General features: G+C 64.3%; 25 protein-coding genes. 22 read left to right on the top strand and 3 right to left on the bottom strand.

Going from position 1 to position 26539, the window contains the following annotated elements:
- Nucleotides 1-18 precede the first annotated feature (18 nt).
- The 6 genes from NGM06_RS02085 (at nucleotide 19) to NGM06_RS02110 (ending at nucleotide 5927) form a co-directional block, all read left to right on the top strand.
- A complete protein-coding gene (locus NGM06_RS02085) occupies nucleotides 19-294 on the top strand; it encodes a 4a-hydroxytetrahydrobiopterin dehydratase (RefSeq protein ID WP_254268707.1) in 276 nt (91 codons plus the stop codon).
- Between the two features lie 13 nt (nucleotides 295-307).
- A complete protein-coding gene (gene lwrS / locus NGM06_RS02090; RefSeq protein WP_254268708.1) occupies nucleotides 308-682 on the top strand; it encodes an LWR-salt protein in 375 nt (124 codons plus the stop codon).
- Between the two features lie 140 nt (nucleotides 683-822).
- A complete protein-coding gene (locus NGM06_RS02095; RefSeq protein WP_254268709.1) occupies nucleotides 823-1524 on the top strand; it encodes an HAD family hydrolase in 702 nt (233 codons plus the stop codon).
- Nucleotides 1525-1608: 84 nt separating this feature from the next.
- A complete protein-coding gene (locus NGM06_RS02100) occupies nucleotides 1609-2310 on the top strand; it encodes a potassium channel family protein (RefSeq protein ID WP_254268710.1) in 702 nt (233 codons plus the stop codon).
- Between the two features lies 1 nt (nucleotide 2311).
- Complete coding sequence (locus tag NGM06_RS02105; RefSeq protein WP_254268711.1) at nucleotides 2312-3997, top strand: TrkH family potassium uptake protein; 1686 nt, start codon at nucleotides 2312-2314, stop codon at nucleotides 3995-3997.
- 658 nt (nucleotides 3998-4655) lie between these two features.
- Nucleotides 4656-5927, top strand: a complete 1272-nt coding sequence (locus NGM06_RS02110) for a hypothetical protein (protein WP_254268712.1) — start codon at nucleotides 4656-4658, stop codon at nucleotides 5925-5927.
- 78 nt (nucleotides 5928-6005) lie between these two features.
- Here NGM06_RS02110 and NGM06_RS02115 read toward each other — a convergent pair whose 3' ends face one another.
- Both NGM06_RS02115 and NGM06_RS02120 read right to left on the bottom strand, forming a co-directional pair.
- Nucleotides 6006-7970 carry a molybdopterin biosynthesis protein gene (locus tag NGM06_RS02115; protein ID WP_254268713.1) on the bottom strand — a complete coding sequence of 655 codons (1965 nt, stop codon included), beginning with the start codon at nucleotides 7968-7970 and terminating at the stop codon, nucleotides 6006-6008.
- Nucleotides 7971-8436: 466 nt separating this feature from the next.
- Nucleotides 8437-9690 (bottom strand): molybdopterin molybdotransferase MoeA, encoded by a 1254-nt coding sequence (locus NGM06_RS02120; RefSeq protein ID WP_254268714.1) that lies wholly within the window; start codon nucleotides 9688-9690, stop codon nucleotides 8437-8439.
- 291 nt (nucleotides 9691-9981) lie between these two features.
- Between NGM06_RS02120 and NGM06_RS02125 the strand changes: the two genes are divergently transcribed.
- The 16 genes from NGM06_RS02125 (at nucleotide 9982) to NGM06_RS02200 (ending at nucleotide 26004) form a co-directional block, all read left to right on the top strand.
- Nucleotides 9982-11772 (top strand): hypothetical protein, encoded by a 1791-nt coding sequence (locus NGM06_RS02125; protein WP_254268715.1) that lies wholly within the window; start codon nucleotides 9982-9984, stop codon nucleotides 11770-11772.
- 184 nt (nucleotides 11773-11956) lie between these two features.
- Nucleotides 11957-12796 (top strand): hypothetical protein, encoded by an 840-nt coding sequence (locus NGM06_RS02130; RefSeq protein WP_254268716.1) that lies wholly within the window; start codon nucleotides 11957-11959, stop codon nucleotides 12794-12796.
- 59 nt (nucleotides 12797-12855) lie between these two features.
- Nucleotides 12856-13212 carry an Hsp20/alpha crystallin family protein gene (locus NGM06_RS02135; RefSeq protein ID WP_254268717.1) on the top strand — a complete coding sequence of 119 codons (357 nt, stop codon included), beginning with the start codon at nucleotides 12856-12858 and terminating at the stop codon, nucleotides 13210-13212.
- Between the two features lie 9 nt (nucleotides 13213-13221).
- Nucleotides 13222-14895 (top strand): ABC1 kinase family protein, encoded by a 1674-nt coding sequence (locus NGM06_RS02140; RefSeq protein ID WP_254268718.1) that lies wholly within the window; start codon nucleotides 13222-13224, stop codon nucleotides 14893-14895.
- Nucleotides 14895-15323 carry a hypothetical protein gene (locus tag NGM06_RS02145; protein WP_254268719.1) on the top strand — a complete coding sequence of 143 codons (429 nt, stop codon included), beginning with the start codon at nucleotides 14895-14897 and terminating at the stop codon, nucleotides 15321-15323. Before NGM06_RS02140 ends, NGM06_RS02145 begins: the two co-directional genes overlap by 1 nt.
- A gap of 185 nt (nucleotides 15324-15508) precedes the next feature.
- The gene (locus NGM06_RS02150) at nucleotides 15509-16468 is read left to right on the top strand and encodes a ZIP family metal transporter (RefSeq protein WP_254268720.1); all 960 of its coding nucleotides are present in this window, start codon (nucleotides 15509-15511) and stop codon (nucleotides 16466-16468) included.
- A 129-nt stretch (nucleotides 16469-16597) separates the two neighbouring features.
- Nucleotides 16598-17260 (top strand): hypothetical protein, encoded by a 663-nt coding sequence (locus NGM06_RS02155; RefSeq protein ID WP_254268721.1) that lies wholly within the window; start codon nucleotides 16598-16600, stop codon nucleotides 17258-17260.
- 58 nt (nucleotides 17261-17318) lie between these two features.
- Nucleotides 17319-18437, top strand: coding sequence for an aminotransferase class I/II-fold pyridoxal phosphate-dependent enzyme (locus NGM06_RS02160; RefSeq protein WP_254268722.1), 1119 nt, complete (start codon nucleotides 17319-17321; stop codon nucleotides 18435-18437).
- 205 nt (nucleotides 18438-18642) lie between these two features.
- On the top strand, nucleotides 18643-18915 hold the full coding sequence (locus tag NGM06_RS02165; RefSeq protein WP_465260987.1) for a DUF8028 family protein: 273 nt from the start codon (nucleotides 18643-18645) through the stop codon (nucleotides 18913-18915).
- Between the two features lie 212 nt (nucleotides 18916-19127).
- Nucleotides 19128-19508, top strand: coding sequence for a translation initiation factor IF-5A (locus tag NGM06_RS02170; RefSeq protein ID WP_163520296.1), 381 nt, complete (start codon nucleotides 19128-19130; stop codon nucleotides 19506-19508).
- Nucleotides 19509-20333 carry an agmatinase gene (gene speB, locus NGM06_RS02175; RefSeq protein ID WP_254268724.1) on the top strand — a complete coding sequence of 275 codons (825 nt, stop codon included), beginning with the start codon at nucleotides 19509-19511 and terminating at the stop codon, nucleotides 20331-20333.
- Nucleotides 20334-20459: 126 nt separating this feature from the next.
- Nucleotides 20460-21227 (top strand): Nif3-like dinuclear metal center hexameric protein, encoded by a 768-nt coding sequence (locus NGM06_RS02180; protein WP_254268725.1) that lies wholly within the window; start codon nucleotides 20460-20462, stop codon nucleotides 21225-21227.
- Between the two features lie 9 nt (nucleotides 21228-21236).
- Nucleotides 21237-21431, top strand: a complete 195-nt coding sequence (locus tag NGM06_RS02185; protein ID WP_254268726.1) for a hypothetical protein — start codon at nucleotides 21237-21239, stop codon at nucleotides 21429-21431.
- A gap of 411 nt (nucleotides 21432-21842) precedes the next feature.
- A complete protein-coding gene (locus NGM06_RS02190) occupies nucleotides 21843-24164 on the top strand; it encodes a methyl-accepting chemotaxis protein (RefSeq protein ID WP_254268727.1) in 2322 nt (773 codons plus the stop codon).
- On the top strand, nucleotides 24164-24895 hold the full coding sequence (locus tag NGM06_RS02195) for a bacteriorhodopsin (RefSeq protein WP_254268728.1): 732 nt from the start codon (nucleotides 24164-24166) through the stop codon (nucleotides 24893-24895). Before NGM06_RS02190 ends, NGM06_RS02195 begins: the two co-directional genes overlap by 1 nt.
- Nucleotides 24896-24978: 83 nt before the next feature.
- Nucleotides 24979-26004, top strand: coding sequence for a deoxyhypusine synthase (locus NGM06_RS02200; RefSeq protein WP_254268729.1), 1026 nt, complete (start codon nucleotides 24979-24981; stop codon nucleotides 26002-26004).
- A gap of 28 nt (nucleotides 26005-26032) precedes the next feature.
- Here the strand turns inward: NGM06_RS02200 and NGM06_RS02205 are convergent, their stop codons facing one another.
- Nucleotides 26033-26359, bottom strand: a complete 327-nt coding sequence (locus NGM06_RS02205; protein ID WP_254268730.1) for a DUF8000 family membrane protein — start codon at nucleotides 26357-26359, stop codon at nucleotides 26033-26035.
- Nucleotides 26360-26539 lie beyond the last annotated feature (180 nt).

Below are 26539 nucleotides of genomic sequence, written 5' to 3' on the forward strand. Positions count from 1 at the left end.
AACGCCGAACCCCCACGCATGGCAGACCTACTTTCCGACGACGAGATAGCGGCCAAACTACCCGACGAGTGGGAGCGCGTCGGCGACGAAATCGTCCGCGTGTTCGAGTTCGACGACTACCTCGAAGGCGTCGCCTTCGCCACCGAAGTCGGCGAAATCGCCGAGGAGGAGTTCCACCACCCCACGATAGAGATTCGCTACGAGGAGGTCGAGGTCCGGTTCACGAGCCACGAGGAGGGCGGCATCACCGACGACGACGTACACATGGCCGAACTGACCGACGACCTGCGCTAATCGGAGTCGAGGCATGGACGCCAGATACGTCTTCGCCGTGCGGTTCCGACTCGAACCCGAGACCGAGGGCGTCTCGGTCGGTCCCGACGAGTTCGAGACCCGCCTCTACCGGGCGGCGGACCCGCCCGGCGAGGACGGGTGGCTGTTCTTCCGCAACAACCTCTGGCGCGGGGAGATAAACGACGACCGTCACTTCCGGCGACTGGCCGAGGAGGAACTGGGCGTGACGGTGGTGTCCGCCGAGTACCGCGCGCTGGAGACCGACGAGGAGTATCTGACGGCGCTGAAAGACGAGATTCGCGACGACCTCGCGACGTTCAAGGCGGACTCGGTCTCCGAGGTGCTGAACAAGTACCTCGGCAGTTCGCTGGAGGTCGAGAAGGGGTAGTGCCTCGGGTGAGTCAGTCCAGAGACTGTGGTCGATGGTCGGGGTTCCAGTGCAGAACTTCGGTTCTGCCCTCTGCGACCGAAGACTCCACGTACCCTGAAAACGTTTAACTTTACCGAGTGCCTACACGAACGTCCCATATGGTCGCCCACGAGTACGATTACTGGTTGCTCGACTTGGACGGGACGCTCATCGACGTGGACTGGTCATATCCGCGGTCGGTGTTCGACCGAGTCGGCGACCGTCTCAGCCGGGAGTTCACCGACAGGGAGGCAGAAATCCTCTGGCACGGACTCGGTGGCAACCGCAACGAGCAGTTGCGCGAGTGGGCCATCGACCCCGAGGAGTTCTGGCCCGCGTTCCACGACATCGAGGACCCCCAGCGCCGGGCAGAAGAGACGTACCTCTACGACGACGCGGCGTTCGTGGGCGAGTTAGACTGTCCGGTCGGTCTGGTGACCCACTGCCAACCGTTCCTCGCCAATCCCGTGCTGGACGAACTCGACATCCGCGACTGGTTCGACACGATCATCTGCTGCGACGAGGAGTTGGGGTGGAAACCCGACCCCGCGCCCCTCCACCACGCGATGGAGCAGATGGGGGTGCGTGAGAACGGCCACGACGGCGTCCCCGCGAGCGAGGCGAGCGGAGACTCGTCGGACCTCCGGTCCGACGGCGTGTACGCTGGCGACGGCGCTAGCGACGTCGGCGCGGCGTGGAACGCCGGTCTCGACGCGATTCACGTCGAACGCCACGGTCACCACCGACGCGAACAGTGCGTCCTCGGTGACTATCGAGTCGAGACGTTCGACGAACTGCTGGCGACCGCCGGTGCGGACTGAGTTCGGCCGTCGCAGTGGTCGTACGTCGCGGGGCGAACCGATAACGGTATCTTTTCCCCGCCGCCACGGATACAACCTCGAAAGATGTACATCGTAATCGTCGGCGCTGGCAATATCGGCACGCCGCTCATCGAGATTGCAACGGCCGGTGGCAACGAGGTCGTCGTCGTCGAGAAAGACGAGAAGAAGGCCGAGCGGGCCGCCTCGATGCACGATTGCCTCGTTCTCAACGACGATGCGACGATAAAGGACACGCTGGTCGATGCCGGTATCGACCGCACGGACGCCCTCATCTCCACGACCGACCAAGACGCGACCAACATCATGGTCTCGCTGCTCGGACAGGAACTCGAGGTTCCCAACATCGTCTCCGTGGTTCACGACGCCGACCACATGGAACTGTTCCGTCGAATCGGCGTCCACACGATGCAGAACCCCCAGCGACTCATCGCCGAATACCTCTACCGGGCGGTCAAGCGACCGTCCATCATCGACTACATGCGCATCGGCGACGAGGCCGAAGTGTTCGAGATCAGCGTGGGTTCGGACGCCGCCATCGCCGGGAAGACCATCCAGCAGGCCGCTACGGAGGGTCTGCTTCCCGAGGACATGCTCATCGTCGCCGTCGAACGCGACGACTCGAACAAGCCCGTCACGCCGCGCGGGAACACGGAGGTCCGCGCCGGTGACGTTCTGACGGTGTACTCGGAGCGAGGTGCGACGCCGGAGGTGACCGACGTGTTCGGTCACTTCGAGGACCACGATACCCACCCGGACGACGCCTGATATGTCGCCGAACAGGACCGTCCGCCGGATTCCGGCGGACCTCGCCATCATCGGCCGAGACGTAGGGTCGCTGCTCGCCATGGAGGCGGGATTGATGACCATCAGCGTCGGCGTCGCTCTCGTCTTCACCGAGTGGTACGGCGCGCTATCGTTCTTCCTCGCCGCCGGTATCACCGCCGCGGTCGGTCTGGGCGCGCGCCGGGCCTTCGCGGACGCCCCCGAACCCCGGATGAAACACGGGATGATAATCGCGGCCGCCGGGTGGTTCTGCGTCGCGGTCTTCGGTGCGCTTCCGTTCCTGCTGATGGCGTATCTCACTCCGTCACAGGTCATGCAGTCGTACGTCTCGTCCGCGCCCCAGTCGGTCACCTACGAGGCCGTGACCGTCTTCGGTGCCACGTCCCGCTCCAGCCTGATTTACTTCAGGAATCCGCTCCACGCCTTCTTCGAGAGCATGAGCGGGTGGACCGGGTCGGGGCTGACGATGGCCGTCCACGAACCGACGCTCCCGCGGACGATTCAGTGGTGGCGGTCGTTCATGCAGTGGGTCGGCGGCGTGGGCGTCATCGTCCTCACCACCGCCATCCTCGCGCGTCCGGGAAGCGGGAGCTACGCCCTCTACCGGAGCGAGGCCCGCGAGGAGAAGATTCACCCGAGCATCATCTCGACGGTCCAGACGGTCTGGAAGATATTCGTCCTGTACACTGCGCTCGCGGTCCTCGCCATGTTCGTCGCCATCTCGCTGTCGGACTACGGGTCGCAGTTGCCGACGTGGCAGGCGTTCTGGCAGGCGCTCAACCACGCCATGACCGGGCTATCGACCGGCGGGTTCTCGGTCACGGACAACTCCATCGCCACATACGACTCGCCGCTCATAGAGACGGTGCTGCTCCCGATAATGACGCTCGGAGCCATCGCCTTCCCGATTCACTACGCGGTCCTCTCGAACGGTGATGCCGACGCGCTCTGGGAGGACCTCCAGACGCGGTGGCTGTTCGTCCTGTTCGGCGTCGGCATCGTCGTCCTCTCGCTCCAGAACGCGGCGGCCGTCACGGCGGCGTTCGACGCGACGAACTACGCCGGACTCCAGACGGTCGGTCTCTCGGCGGCGCAGGCCACTGCAGTCCGTGACTCGGTGTTCCAGTGGATAAGCGCCCTCTCGTGTACCGGCTTCCAGTCGTCGGGCATCGGCGACTGGAAACCCGGCGGAAAGCTCCTCCTCTCTATCGCGATGGTCGTCGGCGGGGCCGCGGGTTCGACGGTGGGCGGTATCAAGATCATCCGCGCGTACACCATCGGTCGCGGTATCGTCTGGCAGTTCTCCCGGGTGTTCCTGCCCGAGAGCGCTGTCGTCACCGCGAAGATAAACGGTCGGAACCTCGGTCGGAACGAGATGGAACGGGAGTTCAGCGAGGCGGCCATCGTCAGTCTGCTCTGGATCGGACTACTGGTCGCGAGTTCCATCGTGCTGGTGAACGTCGCCGACCCCAGTTACGGCCTGTCGGACGTGCTGTTCGAGGTGGCGAGCGCGCAGGGCAACGTGGGCCTGTCGTCGGGTATCACCGGTCCCGGCATGCCGTCGCTGGCCGAGGGCATGTTCGTCCTCAACATGTGGGTCGGCCGCCTCGAAATCATCCCCGTGCTGGTGTTCGCCCGCTCGATTCTCTACGGGCTAAACCCGCGGTGAGGTTCGGTCTCGTTTCGTCCCCTCGTTCTGTCGCGGTACCAGCGTTGGTAGTACGGTCTGTTTGTTAGATATAGCAGCGAAATAGCGTCCAGAATAGGGAAGTGGGGTAGCAGCACAGTTTCGTATCGACTCATTCTCTCGGATGGTTCGCCCTGAACGCGAAGGGGGAGAGACGAGATTCCTTCGTCGATGGGCATCTGTTTAAATTACCGATTTGTAGTCCCGTGGTGACCCACAGATTTTAACCACGTTGTTTCTGAGTCCTAATATGTCGGATATGACGAAGCAACGTTCACTACTCCTCTGTTTGGTATTTTTGACGAGTGCTGTCGCCCCGGCAGTTGTAGGGGGAGCCAACGGTACAGAGACAGCTAAAGCACCGTCGTCGAACGTGTCTGAACAACCGACGGAGGTCTATACGGTTGGCATCGAAAACCGTACAGAAACCACGACAACGTTGCGAATCACCGTTACGTTCCGAGGGTTGGACGAGTCGGGGGAGTATACTGCAGTCGTTCCAGCCACTACACACCGTGCAGTGGAGATGGAGAACACCGCTAATGTTTCCCGAATGACGGCCGAAACAGAGTATCGACGCTGGCGATTCACGGGGAACAGCACGAACCCATCGTTGACCGTCTTTGTGACACTCAATTCTATGGATACAGTCGAGGACCTACATCGGTTCGATCGTTCGCTGATAGATGTCGCCGAGGTGAAGCGTGTCAACGGCCACGAAATAACGGCCGAAACGGTCAGAACCCATGGGCCAGGGGGTAAGGTCGGGAAATGGGTCTATTTAGGGAAGGCGGAGGTTCGTTGGGTCACCGCCGACGGCCAGCGAGTTCCCGTGATCAGACCCGAAGGAGTCGATCCGAGCACACCACCGGCCCACGTTGCGAGTGCGATCAACCAGACTGCACGTCTTAGAGGCCTACCAGAGACGCCAGACACGCTCACAGTCTGGTACGACGATCAAATCGAGGGACGGGCAGTGGGGACGGGTGGATACGATACCATCCGACTCCAGGCCAACGCGACGAACGAGACCGTTCGCCACGAGTACGTACATATCGCTCAGATCGTCGAGGGAACGAATAGCACTACGTGGTTCATCGAGGGAAGTGCAGAGTATTTAGCTCATCTCGCGGCGATGCAGCAGACACGAGCCGATTTCGACGCCTACTACGATCGGATCAGCCTTGCATCGGCGAACGCAACGCATACTCTCACAGCGACCGATGGCGAACACTACACTGTCGGAGAACAGGTAGTTGCAGCGCTGGACCTGCGAATACGTGAATCAACCAGCGGGAACGCCTCGGTGATCGACGTGATTCGCTATCTAAACCAGCACGAAAAGCGACTCGCACCCGGGGACGTGTACACCGCAGTAAAGAAAATCGCGGGGCCATCGGACGCACGATGGCTTCAACACGTTGTCGAGGATGGAGTGGTGCCAGCGATTCCGGAACGATCGAAGGTGCAGTCTACGCTGATTCGATCACGTCCCGGGGCTGATTTCGATCAGGACGGACTCTCGAGCAGTGAGGAGATCAGTAACGGAACGGACTCGTTCAGCAAGGACACCGACGACGATGGGCTATCCGATGAGGCCGAAGTGACCGGAGATCTCGACCCGACGGCATCGGACACCGATGGCGATGGAGCCAACGACGATTTAGATTCTCACCCGGCCCAGTCAACGCTTAGCGGTACTGTCAAATCCGCCGGTGTCCTAATTGCGACAGTCAGCATATTCTCGATTTACGTGACGGTCATCGTCGTCATTTTGCGACTGATCGACAGAGTTCTCGGAATCGTTCCAGACCGAATCGTCTCGATTTCACTGAAACGGATTACTATGGTAACCGTCGCCGTCGTTCTACTAGGGTGCATCGTCTATGCAGTTGGAATCTTCCTTGCCTGAGTAAGTTCGCACGCGTAGCCACCGAATCGCCGGATTCGGTGTCGGATAGGTTCCTGAATGAAGAACCTGTGCTACTATCTACGGTTCTCGACCGAACCCTGCTAAGTCCGACAGAACGGCGTCCAACTCGTCGTCGAGCGCCGCCGCGAGTTCCCGGACGCCGGGCTTGGACTCGCGGTCGGGGTTCGCCAGCACGCGGACCGTCTCGGTTCCGACGGGGACGAACCCGAGGTCCAGTTTCTCGGCGGTCGCCCGCAGGCCGAGTCCGGCGTCGGCCTGCCCGCCCGCGACCTTTCTGGCGGGACTCTCGTGGGCCTTCGCGGCCAACTCGAACCCGTCGATGGCGTCCACGAGGTCGTGGCGGGTCACGCCGCGCTCGTCGGCGAGGTCGGCGAGCGCGTCGCCGAGACTGGTCCGCAGGCCCGAGTCCGACCCCCGGTTGACGAACCGCAGGTCGCGGTCCGCGAGGTCCGCGAGACCCGAGATGCCCTCGGGGTTGCCCGCGGAGACGACCAGTCCCCAGTCGCGCTCGTAGGAGCCGAGTTCCGTCGCCTCGACGCCGCGGTCGTCGCCCGACTCGCCGCTCGTCACCGCGAAGTCGGGCACGCCGTCGCGGAGTCGCCGGAGGCCCTCGCGCGACCCGACCGAGAGGTACCGTGGCCGGTCGAGCGCGTCCAGCAGGCGCGCCAAGGCGGGGTCGTCCTCGCCGACGCCGAGGACCGTCGGCGGGCGCACGTCTGGCGAGAACAACTGGACCTCGACCGTCTCGCCCTCGGCGACGTAGGCGGTGTCGGCCGGGACCTCGACCACGCCGTCGGCCTCCACGAGGCTGGTGGTCGCGCCGCTCCCCTTGTCCACGACGTAGGCCAGCAAGTCGTCTTCTTCATCGCCGGTCTCGGTAAGGCCCACCGGCATCATCCGCATCCGGCCCTCACCGTATCGCTCTTCGGTCGCCATGCGGGCCTCGACGGTCGCGGTCGCGGGTTCCGGAACTCCCGCGGCTTGCCGAATCGCGGGCGCGACGAACGTCCGGAAGATGGTGAGCGCCGAGACGGGGTAGCCCGGCAGACCGACGTAGGCGGAGTCGCCGGAAGACTCGCTCCGCTCGTCTTCCGAGCCGTCCGAGCGTGGCTCGGAGACGTCGAGTCGGCCGACGAGCATCGGCTTGCCGGGTTTGACTGCCACGCCGTGGACGAGCAGTTCGCCGCGCTCTTCGATGACCTCGTAGATGACGTCCACCGCGCTCGCGCTGGTGGACCCCGACGACAGCACGAGGTCGCACTCCTCGGCGGCCGTCCGGAGGACGCGCTCCATCTCCTCGTAGTCGTCTCCGGCGTGGGGGTAGAGTTCGGGGTCCCCGCCCGCCTCCGCGACGGCGGCGGCGACGGTGTAGCTGTTCACGTCGTAGATCTGGCCCGCCGCGCTGTCCAACTCGTCGCCGGGCCGGACCAACTCGTCGCCGGTCGAGACGATGCCGACCGTCGGCTCGCCCCGGACCGGGACCGACTCGACGCCGAGCGCCGACAGCAGGCCGATTTCGCGGGCCGTGAGCCGAGTTCCGGGACCGAGCGCGCGCTCGCCCGCGGCCACGTCCGCGCCCGCGAGCATGACGTGGTCGCCCGGCGCGACGGCGGTGCGGACCGCCACGGCCTCGCCGTCGTCTCGCTCGTCGGTTCGTTCGACCATCACCACGCTGTCCGCGCCCGCGGGCATGACCGCCCCGGTCGAGATTTCGGCGGCCTGCCCCTCGCCGACTTCCACGGCGGGTTCCTCGCCTGCGTGGACCGTCCCGGCGAGTTCGAGGACCGCGGGGTCGGTCTCGTCCGCGCCGAAGGTGTCGCGCGCCCGCACCGCGTACCCGTCCATGCTCGCGCGGTCGAACCCCGGCACGTCGAGGTCGGCGTCGATTCGCTCGGCGAGGACTCGGCCGCGGGCCTCCGCGAGCGGTACCTCCTCGGGGTCGGGCGCGAGGTCGAGGCTGGCGATCGCGTCTCTGGCTTCGTCGGGGTCCGAGAGATCTCTGAACTCCTTTCTGTCTGTCATCGGGTATCAGCTCCTGAATTTCGGGTACGAAGTGGTGTCGCTGCATTCCGTGCGGTACTAGAGGTCGGTTCGGGGAGCAGGCTAGCTTCAGGCTTGAGCCTATGAGGACCGCACCGTGACCGCATCGCACCTCGCCTCACACCTCCCCATCCTCCTGCGCTTCTCGGCCTTCGGCCTGCGATGCTCGTCCCTCGCACATGTGGGCGCGCCACGGGGGCGCGCCAGCGCGCGCCGGGGGCCACCTGGCTGATCTCCACGTTTCGCCTGGTTCTCCGTCCCCCGTCCTCGGCGGACTGAAAGGGCGAGCGCGCTCGACCCGTCCCGGACGACGCAAGCACCGCAGGGAGGGAGCGAAGCGACCGACCAAGGAGCACAGCGAGGCCCGGACGGTCGAACGCGCGAGGGCTTTCTAAGCGGTCTTCGCAGTCGAAGGTCTGCTGGCGGCCCCAACAGGTCGTCCGTCGCGTCACGCCGACCACTCCCAGTCCTGCACCGAGACGGGTTCCCCCTCCGGAATCCCTTCTCGGCCTTCCGGCACCTCGACCCACCCGTCGGCCAGCGCGACGCTCGACAGCACGCCCGACCCGGATGCTCTCGTCGGGGTTGCGGTCCGCTCACCGTTCTCTCCGTCCTCCAGTTGCACCCGAGCGAACGTCCGGATTCCGGGTTCGCTCCGAATCTTCCGGTCCAGTCGCGCCTCGGTCGTCGGAAACCCCTGTTCGGGAAGCCCGCCGACTCTCTTGAGCGCGGGCCGGAGGAACTGGACCGCGTTGACGATGCAGGCAACGGGATAGCCCGGAAGCATGACGACGGGCGTCTCCTCGACCACGCCCACCGCGACCGGGTGGCCGGGCTTGAGCGCGACGCCGTGGAACAGAATCTCGCCGAGGTCCGAGACGACGTCGGGGAGCAGGTCGCGCTCGCCGACGGACGACCCGCCCGTGGTCACCACCACGTCCTTCGTCAAGTCGCGCTGGATAGCCGCCCGGAGCGCGTCGGGGTCGTCGGTCACCACGTCGCGGTAGGTCGCCTCGCCGCCCCACCGCTCGACGTAGCGCGAGACCGTCAGACCGTTCGTCTCGACGACTTCGCCGGGACCGGGGTCCGACTGGACCAGTTCCTCGCCCGTGGGAATCACCCCGACCGTCGGTCGCTCGCGGACTTCGACCGTATCGACACCGACCGACTTGAGCAGTCCCAAATCGGATGGCCGCAGGCGGTGGCCGGAGTCGTAGAGGCGCTGGCCCGACTCTACGTCCTCGCCGACCGGCGCGACGTTCTCGCCCGCCGCCACGGCGTCGAAGATTTCGACCTCGGAACCGAACTCGTCCGTCTGCTCTATCATCACCACGGCGTCCGCGCCCTCTGGGAGTTCGCTCCCGGTGTGGACCCGGACCGCGGCGTTCGGGGGGACCTCGTCCGGCACGTCAGCCTTCTCCGGTCCGCCGGGGTTCCGCAGCACCTCGGGCGACCGGTCGCTCGCGCCGAAGGTGTCCTCGGCGCGGACCGCGTAGCCGTCCATCGCGGCTTTCGGGTAGTGGGGCACGTTCCGCGCGGCGACGACTTCCTCGGCCAGCACCCGGCCGTCCGCCGACCCGAGCGCGACCGTTTCGGTCCGGTCGTGGGGTGCGACCGCGTCGAGCAGGCGTTCGCGTGCCTCGCCGACGCGTGTCTTGTTCTTGAATCCGGACTCCTTGCGGTCCGGTTGCTCTCCGTTCATGTCCGGAAATCCGCCTCCTGCGGTCAAAAAGTGTGGGGGACAGACGTGTGGGAATATTTACGTCAGGGGAGTTTCTTCCGGTGAACGGACGGTCCTCCACTCGTCAGTGACCTCTTGCCCGAGGTCGTCGGAGAGGAACTCGGTGGCGAAGCCATCGCAAGCATCATTCACACCTGTTACATGCTTGTGTTGATGGGGTTGATGAGTCTTGATTCAAGCACGTTTTCACCGGGGAAAACGTGAGCGAGTAGAGACCGAGTTTTTATCTTGGTGTTCTGTAAATTGACGGACGTGAATCTGCTGGACTTTGCAGCATTTGGCGCACTCGTACTCGGCTGCGTCTGGCTCAGCACGATGGGACTCAGCCGGGCCTTTCGAGAGTTCCGAATCCACAACCACATTCGGACCAACGAGGTCACGAGTTCCCAAACCCTCCCGACGACCGACCCGCCTCACGAAATCGAAGGCGTGGCCCGAGAACACGACGAGACTGTAACAACGCCGTTTACTGGAACTGAATGCTTGGCGTACACGTACGAAATCAGGAGGAGCGAAAATAGCACGTTTCACGTCGTGGACGAAGGTGGCGAGGCAGTTCCGTTCGTCGTCGAGGACGAAGAAGGTCGGGTGCTCGTCGAAGCGCCGGATGCGGATTTCAAACTGGACACGGACTACGCGGAAGTTGTCGGTCGATTTAGTGAGACTCCGGACGACGTTCGTGAGCAGGTGATGAAGACGCCCGAGCAAAACCGGCCGGACCTCTCAGCGGTTCCGAGTACCAAGCCCGGGAAGCTAATTGAGCGTCGTCTCGAAACCGGAGACGAAACGTACGTATACGGTAGCGGAACCCCGGCGGCCAGGGAGGGCCTGACCGCTCGACTCGGTAGCGACGGTGCCCCCATGTTCCTCGTCGGCGACGAGTCGGAGAGTACCACAGCGATGCGCACTCTTGGCGTCGGTTCGGCCTACCTACTCGGTGGACTCTTCTTCCTTGTTGGCATCTGGGCGATGGTCGACTTCTCTCTCCCGAGTTTCCTGCACTTTCCGCTCGTTTTTACTCTTCGCTCCGTCCTTCTGGCCGTTTTCTCACTCGGACTCGGCGCTGTCGATTTGGTGGCACGCATACTGTTAGCCTATTTGTTTGTCCACTTAATCCAGAGGGTTCTCGGTGGTTCGTGGATAGGATTCGTCGTCGGAGCCTCTGGTCTCGGTTTGTTCGCGTGGAAGTTCCGAAACCACTACGCTATCCAAAATTTCTTTTGGCGACCGCCAGTCCTCTGGCCGGCGGTACACGAACAGTATTTAGCACCGACAATCGCCAAGGTTCTCGGCCCCTCGGGGACCGTTCCGTGGGTCGCTGTCGGCGGAACGTTCCTCGGCGTCGGAATTACCGTCGGAATTCTATTTACTGCCTACGGACAGTATGCTCGTGGTCGTCGGATTCAGGCCGGTTCTGTTCAGAACGTCGCTTCCGTCGCGGAGTCCGACTCTCCGGACGAGGTCCGTGGCGTTGTCGAGCGACACGAGGAGGTTTTGACCGCACCCATCTCCGGAACTGAATGCGTCGCGTACGGTCTGGAGGCTGCCGAGAATCCAGCAGACGAGGAACCGAGTCCGCGAAAGTTCTCCGATACGCACGCCGTCGCGTTTGCGGTGAAAGACGAAAGCGGTCGTCTGCTCGTAGACGACGAGAACCCGAAACTGTACCTGCAGCAGACGGCCAAACGCGACTTTGAACCTGACGAATACGTTCCCGGTACTATCCGCACTCGGAACGCTTCGATGTCGGACGGGACCGAGATTCCGGGGCAAGCACCCGACGATGGACTTCGAATCGTCGAAAGTTGCCTCGAACCGGGTACGAACGTGTTCGCTCGCGGGTACCGAAAGGACGTGGACGACGACATCGACTCGGTGGGCCGCTTTGTACAGTCCGGAGGATACACCCTGTTACTCTCTGACGTCGATAACGCTAAACTGGCGGCACACTTTGTCGGAGTTGCCCGCAGGAAGGCCGTCCTCGCCCTCGTTGTTCTCGGTATCGTTATCTTCGGCCTTTACACGGGTGGGTATCTCGTTTGAGGCGTTCGCGTGCCTCGCCGACGCGTGTCTTGTCCTTGAATCCGGACTCCTTGCAGTCCGGTTGCTCGTCGGCCATAAGTAGAACGGCCGTCCGCGGGCAAAAACGTGTGGGAACGAGACCTTTTCGCTCCCGGAGGCAGTATTTTCACAAAATTTTATCTTAGGATAGTGTATTAGGAGAAGTATGTTCGAGTTTCTCATTAGGCTATTCTTTGTCGCGTTTGAGATACTATTCGGTAGAATAGCTCCTGCAGTTATTCCCTTGTTGGGCGTCTACGGTGTATTTTTAGGCCTCAGAGACTTAAGTACTTATTTTCGATATATTAGGGGTCTCGACGAAAATCCATTAGACGAGATTCGTCACCACGACCAGTTACAGGAAATGTCGGGGAGAGTTTCTCCCCGTGAAGAGACTCTTACTGCACCGTTCTCCCGCTCGGAGTCCGTCGCTTACGAGTACAAAATCAGAGAAGTGAACCAAAACGGAGCGACGGTTTCGTTGGATTCGGGAACCGTTACTGTCCCTTTCGAGATTTCCGATCGTAATGATAACGCCGTCCTCGTCCGGCCGGAAGGCGCAGACTTACGATTTGGGAAGACCTCCGACTACAGAGTGTCGAAGTTTGACGAGGTTCCCGAACCAGTTCGTGCGTTCGTCGAGTCTGGAGTGCCGGAAGAGAAGGCGTCCCGAGAACTCGACCTCGAAGCGGATGACGTGAGTCTCAGTAATTCTTTCGACCGAGACTTCTCCGAACTGCGAATCGAACCCGGTGAAAAAGTATACGTGTACGGGGAGCCGATGACGGACGAGGATGCAGAGTTCGACTCGATTCTAGAAGTCGGTGACGGAGACGAGACGCCGTTCATCATTACCCACGGCTATGATGGCCCCGGTGGTCGAGTCATCGTCAAAAGTGGCGTATCAAAAATAGCCAGTGGAATTCTCGTCATCGTCTCGTTCTTCTGGTTCTTCGGCTCACCGATTGAATTTCTTGAATATCTGTTCTCACCACCGATCTGGTGATGAGAGAACTCGCAGGCCGGACCACACCCTTTTTCGCCCCTCCGTCCTAACACGAAGGTATGTCAGCGCTTCGTGAGGCCATGCGGGAGTTGCCGGACGCGGTGTTCGCCGACCTGCTGGAGAGCGACGACGCCTACCTGCTGGTCGTCGATCTCCCGGGTTCGAACGAGGAGACGGTGGACGTGAGCGTCACCGACGGGCGACTCGAAATCGAGGCGCGCCGGGAGAAGGACGTACCGATGGAGTTCTCGTACCTGCAGGAGGAGCGGTCGCTGTTCCTCGACGCCGACCTGCCGTTGCCGCCGGACGCCACCGGCGCGGATGCGGAAGCGTCCATCGACCGAGGCGTACTGGAACTGCGCCTGCCCAAGCGCGACGCCACGCCGGAGCAGGAAATCCACATCGAGAGTCGGTGACCACGCGAGGTGGTCACACTGGTTAACCTCCGTGCGTACCGGCGGTTCTTCGTCGTCGCGTACCACTTCCTGCCGCTCCTGCTCAGTTACGCCCGCGACAGACGCCGGTACCTGCTGTTCGGCAGTCCGCGCCGCGTCGATAGCCAGACCCGGGTCGAGCGCGCGAACACCTTACTGGAGTCGTTGCTGACGCTCGGCCCGACGTTCATCAAACTCGGCCAACTCCTCTCGACTCGTCCCGACGTTCTGCCGCCCGAGTACGTGGACGTGCTGTCGAAGCTACAGGACGAGGTGCCGCCCGCGCCGTGGGCCGGAGCGCGGGCCGTCCTCGAAGACGAACTCGGGCCGGTCGAGGAGCACTTCGACGACTTCGACACCGACGCCATCTCCGGCGCGAGTCTGGGGCAGGTCTACACCGCGAAAATAGACGGCGAGGAGGTGGCCGTGAAGATTCGACGGCCGGACATCGAGGACCTGGTGAACGCCGACCTGCGCGTGATTCGGTGGTCGCTGCCCCTCCTGCTCCGGTTCCTCGGCCAAGCGCGTGCGTTCTCGCTGGAGAACCTCGCCGACGAGTTCGCCCGCACGATTCGACAGGAGATGGACTACGAACGGGAGGCCGCCATGCTCGAAGAGATTCGTTCGAACTTCGAGGGCGACGACGCCGTGGCGATTCCGGCGGTGTTCGACTCCCACTCCGGGCCGCGCGTGTTGACGATGGAGTACGTCTCCGGGACCAAGATAAACGACGTGGAGCAACTCGACGCCATGGGGGTGGACCGCCACGAACTCGCGGTCAACCTCCAGCGTGCCTACCTCCAGATGCTGCTCGAAGACGGGGTGTTCCACGCCGACCCGCACCCCGGTAACCTCTCGGTGCGCGAGGACGGCACCATCGTCTTCTACGACTTCGGCATGTCGGGCCGGGTGGACGAGTTCGTCCAGAACAAGATAATCGACTTCTACATCGCCGTCGCCAATCAAGACATCGACGGGATTCTGGACGCACTCGTCGAGATGGGGACGCTCAGTCCCGAGGCCGACCGGGCGACGATGGGGAAGGTGATGGAACTCGCCATCGAGGACGCCCGCGGCGAGGACATCGAGACCTACCGCGTCCAGCAGATAGTCGGACAGGTCGAGGACACCATCTACGAGTTCCCCCTGCGTCTGCCCTCGAACCTCGCGCTGGTCCTGCGAGTCGCCACCGTGGTCGAGGGCGTCTGCGTCACGCTGGACCCCGACTTCGACTTCATCTCGGTGGCGACCGACTACCTGACCGAGCAGGGCTACCGCGAGGAGTCGATAAAGCAGTTCGCCAGCGAGACCGGCGACCAGATTCAGCGGTCGGTTCAGTCGTCGGTCCGCGTCCCGCCGAAACTGGAGAGCGCGCTGGACCGCATCGACCGCGAGGACTTCCACATCCGGGCCGACGTCGAGGACGGGAGCGACGTGTTCGAGGTGCTGGCCAAGCGCCTCGTCTACGGGATGCTGTTGGCCTCCGGCGCGTTCTCGACCGCGTTCCTCTACGCGCTGACGAACGTCGAGGCGGCGGCGGTCGCGGGCGTCTTCTCGGTGGGCGTCGCGGCCCTGCTCTACCGGACCTTCCGCCAGCGCAAGGGGACGCGAGTGACCCCGCAGTTCACGCGCCACGAGATGCGACAGCGCCGTGGCGGAGACTGATGACCGACACCCGGCCCGAACCCTCCGCGAACACCGACACCATCACGGTGACCGACGACGGTGCAGAGACTGGCACTAACGCGGATACCGACGACGGCGCGACCACTACCGACACCGCCGCCTGGTGGTGGACGCTCGTGGCCCTGAACCTCGCGGTGTTCGCCGCGTTGTTCGTCCGGAACGAAACGGCCCTCGCGATTCCCCCGTCGCTCGAATGGGTGCAGTTTCTGCTGGGAACCGTCGCGCTGACCGCTCCGGCAGTCGTCGCCATCGCAGTCCACTTCGACCGGAAGTTCGTCGCCGCGGTGTCCGACTGGAACCCCCGGTCCGAGTACATCCTGCTCGGCGTGGCGATGTGGGTCGGTATCGGCGTTCCGCTGGCCGTGCTGTACCTCTATCGACGCCGCCAGTACGTCGGCGTCCCGTGAAACGACTCCGTTCTGAACAGTCTTCCGTCGTGGTCTCTCGGGCCGTTCTCCGGTGGTCTTTCGACCGTCCTCTCCCGGACAGATTCACCGTCAGTCCCGTCGTTCCCCGACCGCTGTTTTAGGATAGCCAAAAACAGTTTCGCTTTTTGGGAACTCTTTTTTACCAGTAGTGAGAACGGTCGTACATGGGACTACTGCAGAACCTCGTGTTGGTGTTCGTCGCGGGACTCGTGACGGCGCTCGCGACGGGACTCGGCGCGCTCCCGTTCTTCGTGGTAGACGACTTCAGCGACCGGTGGAACGTGGCGCTGTGGGGCCTCGCGTCGGGCATCATGGTGTCGGCGTCGCTGTTCGGACTCGTGAACGAGGGGTTGGCCTACGCGTCCGGCGGGTTCCCGACCCTGATGGTCGGCGGCCTGCTCGCTGGCGTCGCGCTCGTGGAAGTCGCCGACTGGGCGCTCGACGCCGTCGATATAGAAGGTGGTGACGAGCGCGGCCATGCCGCGGAGTCTGAGCGCGGCCATGCCGCGGACACCGCGGACGGTCACGCCGTGGACGACGGACACGCTCACGGGACGGAAGCGGTCCACACCGACGGCGGTGGTCACGGCCACGGCGACCACGCGCTGGAGGCCGAGGCGTTCGCGGAGGGCGACCTCCGGAAACTCGTCCTCATCCTCGGCATCCTGACCGTCCACAGTTTCCCCGAAGGAGTCGCGGTGGGCGTCTCGTTCGCGGAGTTGGGCCTCGAAGGCGGCATCCCCGTTCTCGGGTTCTCGGTGCCCCTGCTGGCGGTGTTCATGACCATCGCCATCTCCATCCACAACGTCCCGGAGGGACTGGCGGTCTCCATCCCGATGCGCGCGATGGACGTGAGCAAGTGGCGGATGGTCGGCGCGGCGGTGTTCTCGAGTCTCCCCCAACCCATCGGCGCGGTCGTCGCCTTCGCGTTCGTCCGGTGGGCTAAAGAGTTCCTCCCCTTCGGCTTCGGATTCGCCGCGGGTGCGATGATATATCTGGTCGTCACCGAGTTCGTCCCCGAGGCGCTGGAGACCGGCGAGGAACTGCCGGGCGAGGGCCACAAGGAACTGCTGGTCGGACTCGCTCTCGGCGTCGCGGCGATGGTCCCGCTGATGTACGTGTGAGCGCCACTGCAAGACCGTAGCCTCGTTCTGCAAACGCTCGCTGCCGAACGAACGCCGGAAAACGGTGATACGTCTCGGCTCTATCTGTATAGATAGATATATGTGTGGTGTGTGCAACGACGAAACTTCTTGCGTTCGGCTGTGGCCGCAGGAGCGGCGATGTCGGTCGCTGGCTGTGCAGGATACACGGTGGAGAAGAGCGACAAGATAGAGCAGAAGGAGGCGAAGATCGAGAATCAGTCGGCTCGAATCGAGGAGCTGAACGGCACGGTGGCCGACCTCGAATCGAAAGTCGAGTCGCTGAACTCGACGAACAACGAACTCGAGTCGACGGTCGAACAGACCAAGAAGGACCTCGACGCCGCGCGGAACAAGCAAGTTCTCTGCCTCTACAGTGCGGGGATGACGAACCTGAACTCCGGCATCGAATACTACAACAGCGCCATCGACCGGTTCAACGCCGGCAACACTCGCGGTTCGCGCGCCGACTTCAACGTCGCGTCCGGGTACTTCGGCAGCGCGACCACCGACTTCGGGCGCGCGGCCGAACGCGCGGGAGCGAGCGAGGCCGCCACAGTAAAGCAGTACGCCAAAGACGCCCAGCAGTACGCCAGCATCACCGCTCAGGAGTGCGCCGACTACCAGCAGGAGATGTACTACCGGCTCAAGGGTAACACGTCGAAGGCCGAGGAGTATCGGAGCAAGGCCGAGGCCCACAGGCAGAACGCCAAGAGCTACAAGGTCCGGGACCTCTCCGACCTCGAGGGCCGCCTCGGGACGACCATCGAGTGAGCGTCGGACCGCCCGGCGAACCGACCTGACTTTTATCCTCGGCACCGATAGACGCGTCGTGAACATCGCCCCATTCGAACTCGAACGCTGGTTCGCCGAGTACGAACACGAGGCCGACATCATGCTCGCCGAGAGCGGAATCCGGAGTCTGGAGGCCGACCGATTCGACCTCGACCCCGGCAAACTCGACTACGTCATCCCGACCGACGGCGACCCCGAACTGCGCGCCGAAGTGGCCGACCGGTACGACAGGGAGGCCGACGAAGTGCTGTTCACCTGCGGCGCGCAGGAGGCCAACTTCCTCGCCTTCCTCGCGCTGATGGACGGTGACGAGGCGCTCGGCGGTGACGCCGCCGCGTCAGGGTCCGCCGACCAGACTCCCCACGCCGTCGTCGTCACGCCGACCTATCAGGCGCTCCACGCCGTGCCGGAGGCCCTCGGCGACGTGAGTCGCGTCTGGCTCGAACCGCCAGAGTGGGAACTCGACGTGGACGCCGTGGCCGACGCGATTCGGCCCGAAACGTCGGTGGTCGTCCTCAACAACCCGAACAACCCGACCGGGCGCTACCACCCCGAGGAGAAAGTCCGGGAACTCTACGACGTCGCGGCCGACCACGACGCGTACCTGCTCTGCGACGAGGTGTACCGACTGCTCTCCGACGACCCGCTTCCGCCGGTGGCGAGCATGGGCGAGTACGGCATCAGTACCGCGAGTCTCACGAAGGCCTACGGCCTCGCTGGCCTGCGATTCGGCTGGATAGTCGGTCCGGAGGACGTCGTCGAACGGGCGTGGCAGTGGAAGGACTACACCACAATCTCGCCGTCGATCTTCGGTCAGCATCTCGCCGAGCAGGCGCTCGGCGAGCGCGAGCGAGCCATCCTCGACGAGAACCGCACGCTGGCCGCGCACAACTGCGAACGCGTCCGGGAGTTCGTCACCGAGTACGACCTGTCGTGGTACGACCCCGTCGGCGTCAACGGGTTCGTGTCGATTCCGGACGGGTTCGACGGGAGCAAGGAGTTCTGTCGGACGGTCGTCGAAGAGGAGAGCGTCGTCCTCGCGCCGGGCGAACTGTTCGGTTACGACGACTACTTCCGCATCGGATTCGGCCTGCCGACCGACGAACTCGAAGAGGGACTGTCCCGCGTCGGCGACTGCATCGAGCGTCACGCGTAGACCGAACTGGTTCGCGGCGCGGCGGGATTCGAGAAACGGTCTCAGAATCGGTTTTAAAATTTCTGGGCGGTTCTAGTGCCTTAGTAAAACGTCTCTACCCCTCCGTGAAACGACGGGAAACCGGGGCGCGCGGAGTAAAACTCGCGAAATATCTCTAACGCTCTCACCGTTATATGGTGTCGGGACGCCAAGGGATGAACAAGCAATGTCGAACGCGCCCTCCCCACTCGGTAACGAACGAACGATTCGGCTCCCAGACGACACTCGCTCCGAACTTCGAAACGGCGTGACGTCTACGCTCGGACGACTCGGCGCTCCGTTCCAGTTCGCCGGATTCTGGTCCGCCGTGGTCCTCCCGTTGACGTACCTCCCGATTCTCACTGGCGGTTTCACCGCCGGGGAGCGCTCGACGTTCGCCGTCCTGCTCGCGCTCCACGCCCTCGCACTCGTCGCGGGTCACGGCTACCGGGGCGACTGACGACCGACTCCGCCGAGTGGCTGACTGTCCCCGCCGTTCTCTCGCTCTCACGCTCCTCCGCCGCGTGCGGTACACTACTGCCCCTGTCTGGGCGACAGTTCTCTCGAACTGCTAATTCTCAACTCTTTGATGCCCCGCGTCGCCGCGACACCTCGTATCCGGGGAAATCCCATTCCAAACGGTTTATACTATCCCGGGCGCTATCCGGGCGTATGGCAAAAGAGCAGAAGGAAGTACGGGACCTGCAGGAAGGTAACTACGTGATGATCGACGACGCGGCGTGCGAAATCAACTCCTACAGCACGGCCAAGCCGGGCAAGCACGGCAGCGCCAAGGCTCGCATCGAGGCAGAAGGCGTCTTCGACGGCAAGAAGCGAAGCCTCTCCCAGCCAGTCGACGCCAAGATTTGGGTCCCCATCATCAACCGCAAACAGGGTCAGGTCGTCTCCGTCGAGAGCGACAACGTGGCGCAGGTCATGGACCTCGAAACCTACGAGACAATCACCATCAAGACGCCCGACGACGTGGACCTCTCGCCCGACGACGAGATCGAGTACCTCCAGTTGGAAGAACAGCGGAAGATTCTCCAGTAGATGTTCCCCGGTGCGTCCGCCGACCGCGAGGAAGCGGCCTACGTGGTGGTGGGTGCGCCGCTCGACGTTTCGACGACGTTCCAACCCGGGACCCGGTTCGGTCCCGACCGAATTCGGCGATTCTCGCGGACGTACGACGACTACGACGCCCGAACCGACCTGTACTTCTCCGACCGCTCCGTCCACGACCACGGCGACGTCCGAGCGTGGGACGACGCCGAGGAGTATCTGGAGTATCTGGAAGGGGTGTTGACCGACGTGCGGTGGGACGACGCCGTCCCGCTCACGCTCGGGGGCGAACACACGGTCACGCTCGCGGGCGTCCGGGCGGCCGACCCCGACACCTTCGTCTGTCTCGACGCTCACCTCGACCTGCGCGAGGAGTACGACGGCAACGAACTCAGCCACGCCACCGTCACTCGTCACGTCCTCGACGTCGCCGACGAAGCCGTGATTCTCGGCGCGAGAACCGGAAGCGAAGCGGAGTACGAGCGCGCCAGCGAGTCGGACGTGACGGTCGTCCCGCCGGAGGAGGTGGCCGACTGGACACCGTCGTTCGGCGGCGACGAGTCGGTCTACCTCAGCGTGGACATCGACGCCGCCGACCCCGGGTTCGCGCCCGGCACGGGGACGATGGAACCGTTCGGCCTGACGCCCCGCGAGATGCGCGACGTGGTACGCGACGTGGCCGAAACCGGGTCCGTCGCTGGCTTCGACGTGGTCGAGGTCAACGACCGCGACGACGGGCAGGCCGCGGCGCTCGCCGGGAAGTTGCTCCGGGAGTTCGTCTTCGCGGACGCCGACGCCGCGACGTCTGACGAGTAGGCCCTCGGTTCTGAACGCCGGACGTCGGCGTGTTCGACTCTCCAACTCCAACTCGACCACCGACGACTGTTCGAACGCGCAGAGATACAGATACAAGCCGCTCCGCGACTCACACCGAACCAGACAATGGACCTCGCCGAACTCACCGCGCGATACGACGACGAGTTACGCACGAGCGACTTCGCCGACGTGGACGCCAGCGCCAACGGGCTTCAGGTCGGTCCCGCCCACTACGAGGTCGAGACGGTGGCGTTCGCGGTGGACGCCGCCGAGCAGACCGTCGAGGCCGCGGCCGAGCGCGGCGCGGACGCGCTGGTCACCCATCACGGTCTCTCGTGGGGCGGCATCGAGCGCGTGACCGGCCGCCAGTACGACCGCATCGCGCCCCTGATAGAGAACGACGTGGCCCTGTACGTCTCGCACCTCCCGCTAGACGCCCACCCCGAGTTGGGCAACGCCGCGGGACTGGCCGACCTGCTCGGTCTCGAAGACCGGGCGGCCTTCGGTGAGATGGGTCCCGAGCACGTCGGCCAGCGCGGCCGCGCGCCGGACCCGATTCCGACCGACCGCCTGCGCGAGACGCTGGAAACCGAACTCGACCACTTCGGACAGGGCGTGCGCGTCCTCGACTTCGGCCCCGAGCGAATCGAGGACGTGGCCATCGTGACCGGGAGCGGCGTCGATTGGCTGGACGAGGCCGTCGAGAACGACGTGGACGCCCTCATCACGGGCGAAGGCAAGCAGAAAGCCTACCACGAGGCGCGCGAGGCCGGACTCACCGTCTTCCTCGCAGGTCACTACGCGACCGAGACGTTCGGCGTGCAGTCGCTCCGGACGCTGGCGGAGGAGTGGGGTCTCGAAACGACCTACGTCGACGCGCCGACCGGGTTGTGAGGCGGCGAAATGAGCTTCGATGCGCTCCGTTCGACCGACCGCGGTCGGTGGCTACGGGCGGCGCTGACGGTGGCGCTGTTCGGACTGGCCGCCGCCGTCGCCTTCACGCAGGGCGGCGTGCTGCCCGCCTCGCTCGGGGTCGTCCTCGGCCTGTTCGCCTCGGTCGCGCTGTACCGCTATTTGGCCCGGAGTCGGGGCGAGTAGCAGTGCCCGAACTGTGCGACGCCGAACCGAGACGAGGGACCCGTCACCGACCCACCTGCAAAGGGATAATATTAAAAGCCTCCCGTTCAACTTGAAATACGTGTCCGCCGGGTTTCAACGACCCGCGAAGGTCGCCGGAGCTACGGTCACGCGACGGTTCTCGGTGGAGACGGGCCGCGGCCAACCGGCCCCGACAGCCGACCTTCGGGTGCGGCTAATTGAACCGCCGCTGGCGCTCGACCACCGTCACGCGGGCCCCCGCGGTAGTTGGCATTACAGTTTTTAGCGTACAACCGTGTAGGCTTACACGTGTATACTATCCGGCAGGTCTCAGACTGCGATTATCAGCGTTGATACGAACACCTACGCTTATTTTTCTACGATTCATATCCGTTTTCGAGAACAACCAAGATGGGACACAGATGGCCATTTCTGGGAAAGATTCGCCGGAGCTACGCGCTCAAACTCGCTATCGCACTGGTATCAATCGTCGCAGTTACCGTCGCAGTCGGCGCACTGGTGCAGGCCCAGACTGCCGACCAAGTTCGGGACGACGTCGAAGAGGAGTTGACGGCGGTGTCGAACTCGCGGGCCGATAACCTCGACACGTGGCTATCGAGCGTGAAGGTACAGACGCGGCTGACCTCCCGTGACGCCGCGTTACGGAGCGGCGACACCGACCGCATCCGGGGGCATCTGAAGGGGATGGTCGCCGACGGGAACGTTCCCGAGGGCGTCGTCGCGGTCCACTACTACGACGCCGCCGAGGGGACCATCGTGACGAGTTCGAGCGACGCGATGGCCGGGGTCAGTCCGGCCGAGCAGGGCGCGCCGTTCGCCGCCGACCCGCCGACGTTCGACGGCCAGAACGACGTGTACGTCACCGACCCGTTCAGAGTGCCGGTCGTCGATTTCCCGGTCGTGGCGGTGATGTCGCCGGTTGCCAACCAGACGGACAAGCGAGTCGTCTACATGATCAACATCGCGAACCGGACTCGGTCGCTGACCGGCGGCGTCGAGGGCGGCTACACGGTCGTCCTCAACTCGACGGGCCACTACCTCGCTCACCCCAACGAGAGCAAACTCCTGTCGAGTCACCACGGCGGTGCGGACAACCCCGCGGTGAAGGCCGGTCGTGCCGGGAAATCCGGATTCACACAGATGGACGGCGGCATGCTGATGGGGTACTCTCCGATGGAGTCGTCCGACTGGGTCGTCGTCGTCCACGCACCGGCGAGCGAGGCGTACGCCCTGAGCGACGCGGTCACTTCGAACATCGTCGGTCTCATCCTGCTGGCGGTCGTGAGCCTCGCGCTGGTCGGGGTCACTATCGGCAGTAACACCGTCATCGCGCTCCGGCAACTCTCCAGAAAGGCCGACGCGATGGCTGGCGGCGACCTTCAGGTCGACTTGGAGACCAAGCGGCGCGACGAGTTCGGGTCGCTGTACGACTCGTTCGCTCGGATGCGCGACTCGCTGCGCGAGCAGATACGCGAGGCAGAGACCGCGCGTGACGAGGCCGAAGAGGCCAGAGAGAGCGCCGAGGAGGCCCGCCGAGAGGCGGAGAATCGCCGCGAAGAGGCCGAGGCGCTGTCGGGTCACCTCGAAACCAAGGCCAACCACTACGAGAACGTGATGGACGCGGCCGCAGAGGGCGACCTCAGCGTTCGCGTGGACACCGAGAGCCGGAGCGACGCGATGGTCGCCATCGGGACCTCGCTCAACGACATGCTGGACGACATCGAGCGGACCGTGGCGAACGTCAAGCGGTTCGCCTCGCACGTCTCGAACGCGGTCGTGGACGTAGAGAGCAGCGCCGAGGAGGTGATGGCGACCGGCGAGGAGGTCAGCGACTCGGTGGGCGAAATCTCCGAGGGTGCGGCCCATCAGACCGAGCAACTCGGCGACGTCGCCAGCGAGATGAACACCCTGTCGGCCAGCGCCCAGCAGGTCGCCGCGACCGTGGACGACGTGGCCGCCACCTCCGAGCAGGCCGCGGCCGCCGGCGAACTCGGCAAGGGGGCAGCCGAGGAGGCGCTCTCGGAGATGGACGCGGTGGAGGCTGCGACCGAGCGGACCGCGGCCGAAATCGAGGAACTCGACGCCGAGATGGAAGCCATCGGCGACATCGTGGAGGTCATCACCGAAATCGCCGAGCAGACCAACATGCTCGCGCTCAACGCCTCCATCGAGGCCGCGCGGACCGACGCCGAAGGCGACGGGTTCGCCGTGGTCGCCGACGAGGTGAAGAACCTCGCGGAGGAGACCAAGGAGTCGGCGGCCGAAATCGAGGGCCGAATCGAGCGCGTTCAGGAGAAGACCGCCCAGTCCGTGGAGGGGATGACCGAGACCAGCGAGCGCATCAGCGCCGGGGTCGAGACGGTCGAGGGTGCCATCGACGCGCTGGAGGAGATCGCGGAGTACGTCGAGGAGACCGACAGTCGGATTCAGGAGATTCAGTCGGCGACCGAGAATCAGGCCGAGTCCTCGACCGCGGTCGTCCAGATGGTGGACGAGGTGGCGTCGATTAGCGAGGAGACGACGAGTCAGGCCGAGTCCGTCTCGGAGGCCGCCGAGGCCCAGACACAGACGCTGGCGGACGTTCGAGACGACGCCGACGACCTCGCGGAGCGAGCGGCCGAACTCTCCCAGTTGCTCGACGACTTCCGCGTCACGCGCGGGGCCGGGCCGATGGACGACACCGACTTCCAGACCGCGGAGGTGAACGACTGATGATAGAACTCATCGTCGTCTGGTTCCTGCTCGGCACGCTCGGCATGACCGTCGGAACCGTCTATCCGCTGTGGCGTCTCGTCACCGAGCGCCGATACGGGTCCCACTACGCGGTACTCGCCGCCGTGACGGGGTTCGCGGCCGTGGCGTACCTCTCGATGGCGCTCGGCATGGGGAAGGTACAGGCCAACGGCGGTGCGCTGTACCTGCCGCGGTATCTCGACTGGTTGGTGACGACGCCGCTGTTGGTGCTGTACCTCGGGATGCTGTGTCGCCCCGAGCGCAAGGTGTACGCCGCGCTGGTCGGCGTGGACGTGCTCGTCATCGGGTCGGGCGTGGTCGCGGGCCTGCTCGCGGCACCGTACAACTACGTCGCGTATCTGGTCGGCTGTGTGGCCTACGTTGGCCTGCTCTACCTGTTACTCAGCGTGCTTCCCCGGCAGGCGACGCTACACGGTGACCGCGTGGACGCGGTGTTCACGAAGCTACGGAACCTGACCGTCGTGCTGTGGACGCTCTACCCCGTCGTGTGGATTCTCGGCCCGCTCGGGGTCGGCCTGCTCCAGACGGGGACCGAGGTGATGGTCGTCACGTACCTCGACCTCATCAGTAAGGTCGGGTTCGTGTTCATGGCCGTCAACGGGGCGGACGCCCTCGACCAACTCCGGACGGGGGCGGCGCTGTCCGACCCCGCCGACGCGGGCGACGAGCGCGCTCCGACCGCGGACTGACGGGTCAGCAGTTCGACTTCGGTCTCTTTCTCACCGCTTCCGTAATCGCGGCGTTCAAGCGTCTGGGCCGACCAGCAATCCACATGACCGACGACCAAGACGGCCACCGCGAAGCGTTCCACCACGACCCCATCGGCCACGCCGAGGTCCGGGCGGGCATGACCGTCGGCGAGTTGGCCGAGTCGTACGGCGACGCCGGTATCGGGGCGGCCGACGTCCACGAGGCGGTGGACATCTACGCCGAGATGCTGGGCGACGACGACGTGACCAACTTCTTCGGTCTCGCCGGTGCGATGGTGCCGACCGGGATGCGCCGCATCGTCGCCGAACTCGTCCGCGACGGTCACATCGACGCGCTGGTGACGACCGGCGCGAACCTGACCCACGACGCCATCGAGGCCATCGGCGGCAAGCACCACCACGGGCAAGTTCACGCCGAGGACAAGACCGAGCGCGAGCACGACGAGCAACTGCGCGACGAGGAGGTGGACCGGATCTACAACGTCTACCTCCCGCAGGAGCACTTCGCGCTGTTCGAGAATCACCTGCGCTCGGAGGTCTTCCCCGAACTGGAAGGCGAGGACGGCGGCGCGGTCAGCATCCAGCGCCTGACCGAGGAACTGGGCCGGGCCAACAGCGAGGTCAACGAGCGCGAGGACGTCGCAGAGGGCGCGGGGGTCGCGGCCGCGGCCTACGAGAACGACGTGCCGATCTACTGCCCGGCGATTCAGGACTCGGTGCTGGGTCTGCAGGCGTGGATGTACTCCCAGACCGCCGACTTCACGCTCGACGCGCTGGCCGACATGACGACGATTACCGACCAAGCCTTCGAGGCCGAAAAAGCGGGCGCGATGGTGGTCGGTGGCGGCGTGCCCAAGAACTACGTCCTCCAGACCATGCTGGTCTCGCCGGAGGCCTACGACTACGCGGTCCAGTTGACGATGGACCCGCCACAGACCGGCGGTCTCTCGGGCGCGACGCTCGACGAGGCCCGGTCGTGGGGGAAACTGGAGAAGGCCGCCCGGAACGCGAGCGTCTACGCCGACGCGACGATTACGCTCCCCCTCGTGGTCGCGGCGGCCCGCGAGCGAATCGAAGACGCGGAGTGAGCGGACCGTCGCTGTCGGCGGCCAGTAGTCAGTCCTGCTCGTCGTCTCCGCTGGGGAGTCGACGGACCGCCTTCTCCCAGCGGTCTCGGGCCGCCTGCCCGGGGTCCGCAAACGGGTCGTACGTGATGTCCTCGGCCGTACCGAGACTGTTCCGCCCGTCGCTATCCGTCGTCGTCCGCCATAGGCCGAGCGCCGTCGCGGCCGCTAACAACGCGAACAAGGACGCCAACAGGACACTGGCGGAACTATCGCGGGGGAGTACCACGAAGAGCAGGACCAGCAGAAGCGCAGCGAACTGAGACGCGTAGAGGAGGAGACGGAACCAGCCACCGGAAAATTCGATAGTCCGACCCATCTTTCGTTCCGATAGTGGAGTCCCAGACGAATAATCTTTTTTCAGCAGTGGTTCGGCGAATCGTCTGACCGGTGGCGGCGGCGCAGTCGAGAAGGCCGGACGGCGGCCCTCTGGAGAGATGGAGCGTCCGGACGCACACGCCGGTTCGAGGGGATGAATCGAATCGCAGCGCGCGAGCGG

This window comes from Halorussus aquaticus (genome assembly GCF_024218795.1).
GTDB lineage: Archaea > Halobacteriota > Halobacteria > Halobacteriales > Haladaptataceae > Halorussus > Halorussus aquaticus.

What these genes read in the sequence shown, in the direction of transcription:
- NGM06_RS02195 (WP_254268728.1), top strand. Translation starts at nt 24,164, where the DNA reads ATGATAGAACTCATCGTCGTCTGGTTCCTGCTCGGCACGCTCGGCATG.
- NGM06_RS02150 (WP_254268720.1), top strand. Translation starts at nt 15,509, where the DNA reads ATGGGACTACTGCAGAACCTCGTGTTGGTGTTCGTCGCGGGACTCGTG.
- NGM06_RS02180 (WP_254268725.1), top strand. Translation starts at nt 20,460, where the DNA reads ATGGACCTCGCCGAACTCACCGCGCGATACGACGACGAGTTACGCACG.
- NGM06_RS02190 (WP_254268727.1), top strand. Translation starts at nt 21,843, where the DNA reads ATGGGACACAGATGGCCATTTCTGGGAAAGATTCGCCGGAGCTACGCG.
- NGM06_RS02185 (WP_254268726.1), top strand. Translation starts at nt 21,237, where the DNA reads ATGAGCTTCGATGCGCTCCGTTCGACCGACCGCGGTCGGTGGCTACGG.
- NGM06_RS02130 (WP_254268716.1), top strand. Translation starts at nt 11,957, where the DNA reads ATGTTCGAGTTTCTCATTAGGCTATTCTTTGTCGCGTTTGAGATACTA.
- speB (WP_254268724.1), top strand. Translation starts at nt 19,509, where the DNA reads ATGTTCCCCGGTGCGTCCGCCGACCGCGAGGAAGCGGCCTACGTGGTG.
- NGM06_RS02110 (WP_254268712.1), top strand. Translation starts at nt 4,656, where the DNA reads ATGGATACAGTCGAGGACCTACATCGGTTCGATCGTTCGCTGATAGAT.
- NGM06_RS02200 (WP_254268729.1), top strand. Translation starts at nt 24,979, where the DNA reads ATGACCGACGACCAAGACGGCCACCGCGAAGCGTTCCACCACGACCCC.
- NGM06_RS02205 (WP_254268730.1), bottom strand. Translation starts at nt 26,359, where the DNA reads ATGGGTCGGACTATCGAATTTTCCGGTGGCTGGTTCCGTCTCCTCCTC.
- NGM06_RS02115 (WP_254268713.1), bottom strand. Translation starts at nt 7,970, where the DNA reads ATGACAGACAGAAAGGAGTTCAGAGATCTCTCGGACCCCGACGAAGCC.
- NGM06_RS02145 (WP_254268719.1), top strand. Translation starts at nt 14,895, where the DNA reads ATGACCGACACCCGGCCCGAACCCTCCGCGAACACCGACACCATCACG.
- NGM06_RS02095 (WP_254268709.1), top strand. Translation starts at nt 823, where the DNA reads ATGGTCGCCCACGAGTACGATTACTGGTTGCTCGACTTGGACGGGACG.
- NGM06_RS02085 (WP_254268707.1), top strand. Translation starts at nt 19, where the DNA reads ATGGCAGACCTACTTTCCGACGACGAGATAGCGGCCAAACTACCCGAC.
- NGM06_RS02105 (WP_254268711.1), top strand. Translation starts at nt 2,312, where the DNA reads ATGTCGCCGAACAGGACCGTCCGCCGGATTCCGGCGGACCTCGCCATC.
- NGM06_RS02100 (WP_254268710.1), top strand. Translation starts at nt 1,609, where the DNA reads ATGTACATCGTAATCGTCGGCGCTGGCAATATCGGCACGCCGCTCATC.
- NGM06_RS02135 (WP_254268717.1), top strand. Translation starts at nt 12,856, where the DNA reads ATGTCAGCGCTTCGTGAGGCCATGCGGGAGTTGCCGGACGCGGTGTTC.
- NGM06_RS02165 (WP_465260987.1), top strand. Translation starts at nt 18,643, where the DNA reads ATGTCGAACGCGCCCTCCCCACTCGGTAACGAACGAACGATTCGGCTC.
- lwrS (WP_254268708.1), top strand. Translation starts at nt 308, where the DNA reads ATGGACGCCAGATACGTCTTCGCCGTGCGGTTCCGACTCGAACCCGAG.
- NGM06_RS02170 (WP_163520296.1), top strand. Translation starts at nt 19,128, where the DNA reads ATGGCAAAAGAGCAGAAGGAAGTACGGGACCTGCAGGAAGGTAACTAC.
- NGM06_RS02120 (WP_254268714.1), bottom strand. Translation starts at nt 9,690, where the DNA reads ATGAACGGAGAGCAACCGGACCGCAAGGAGTCCGGATTCAAGAACAAG.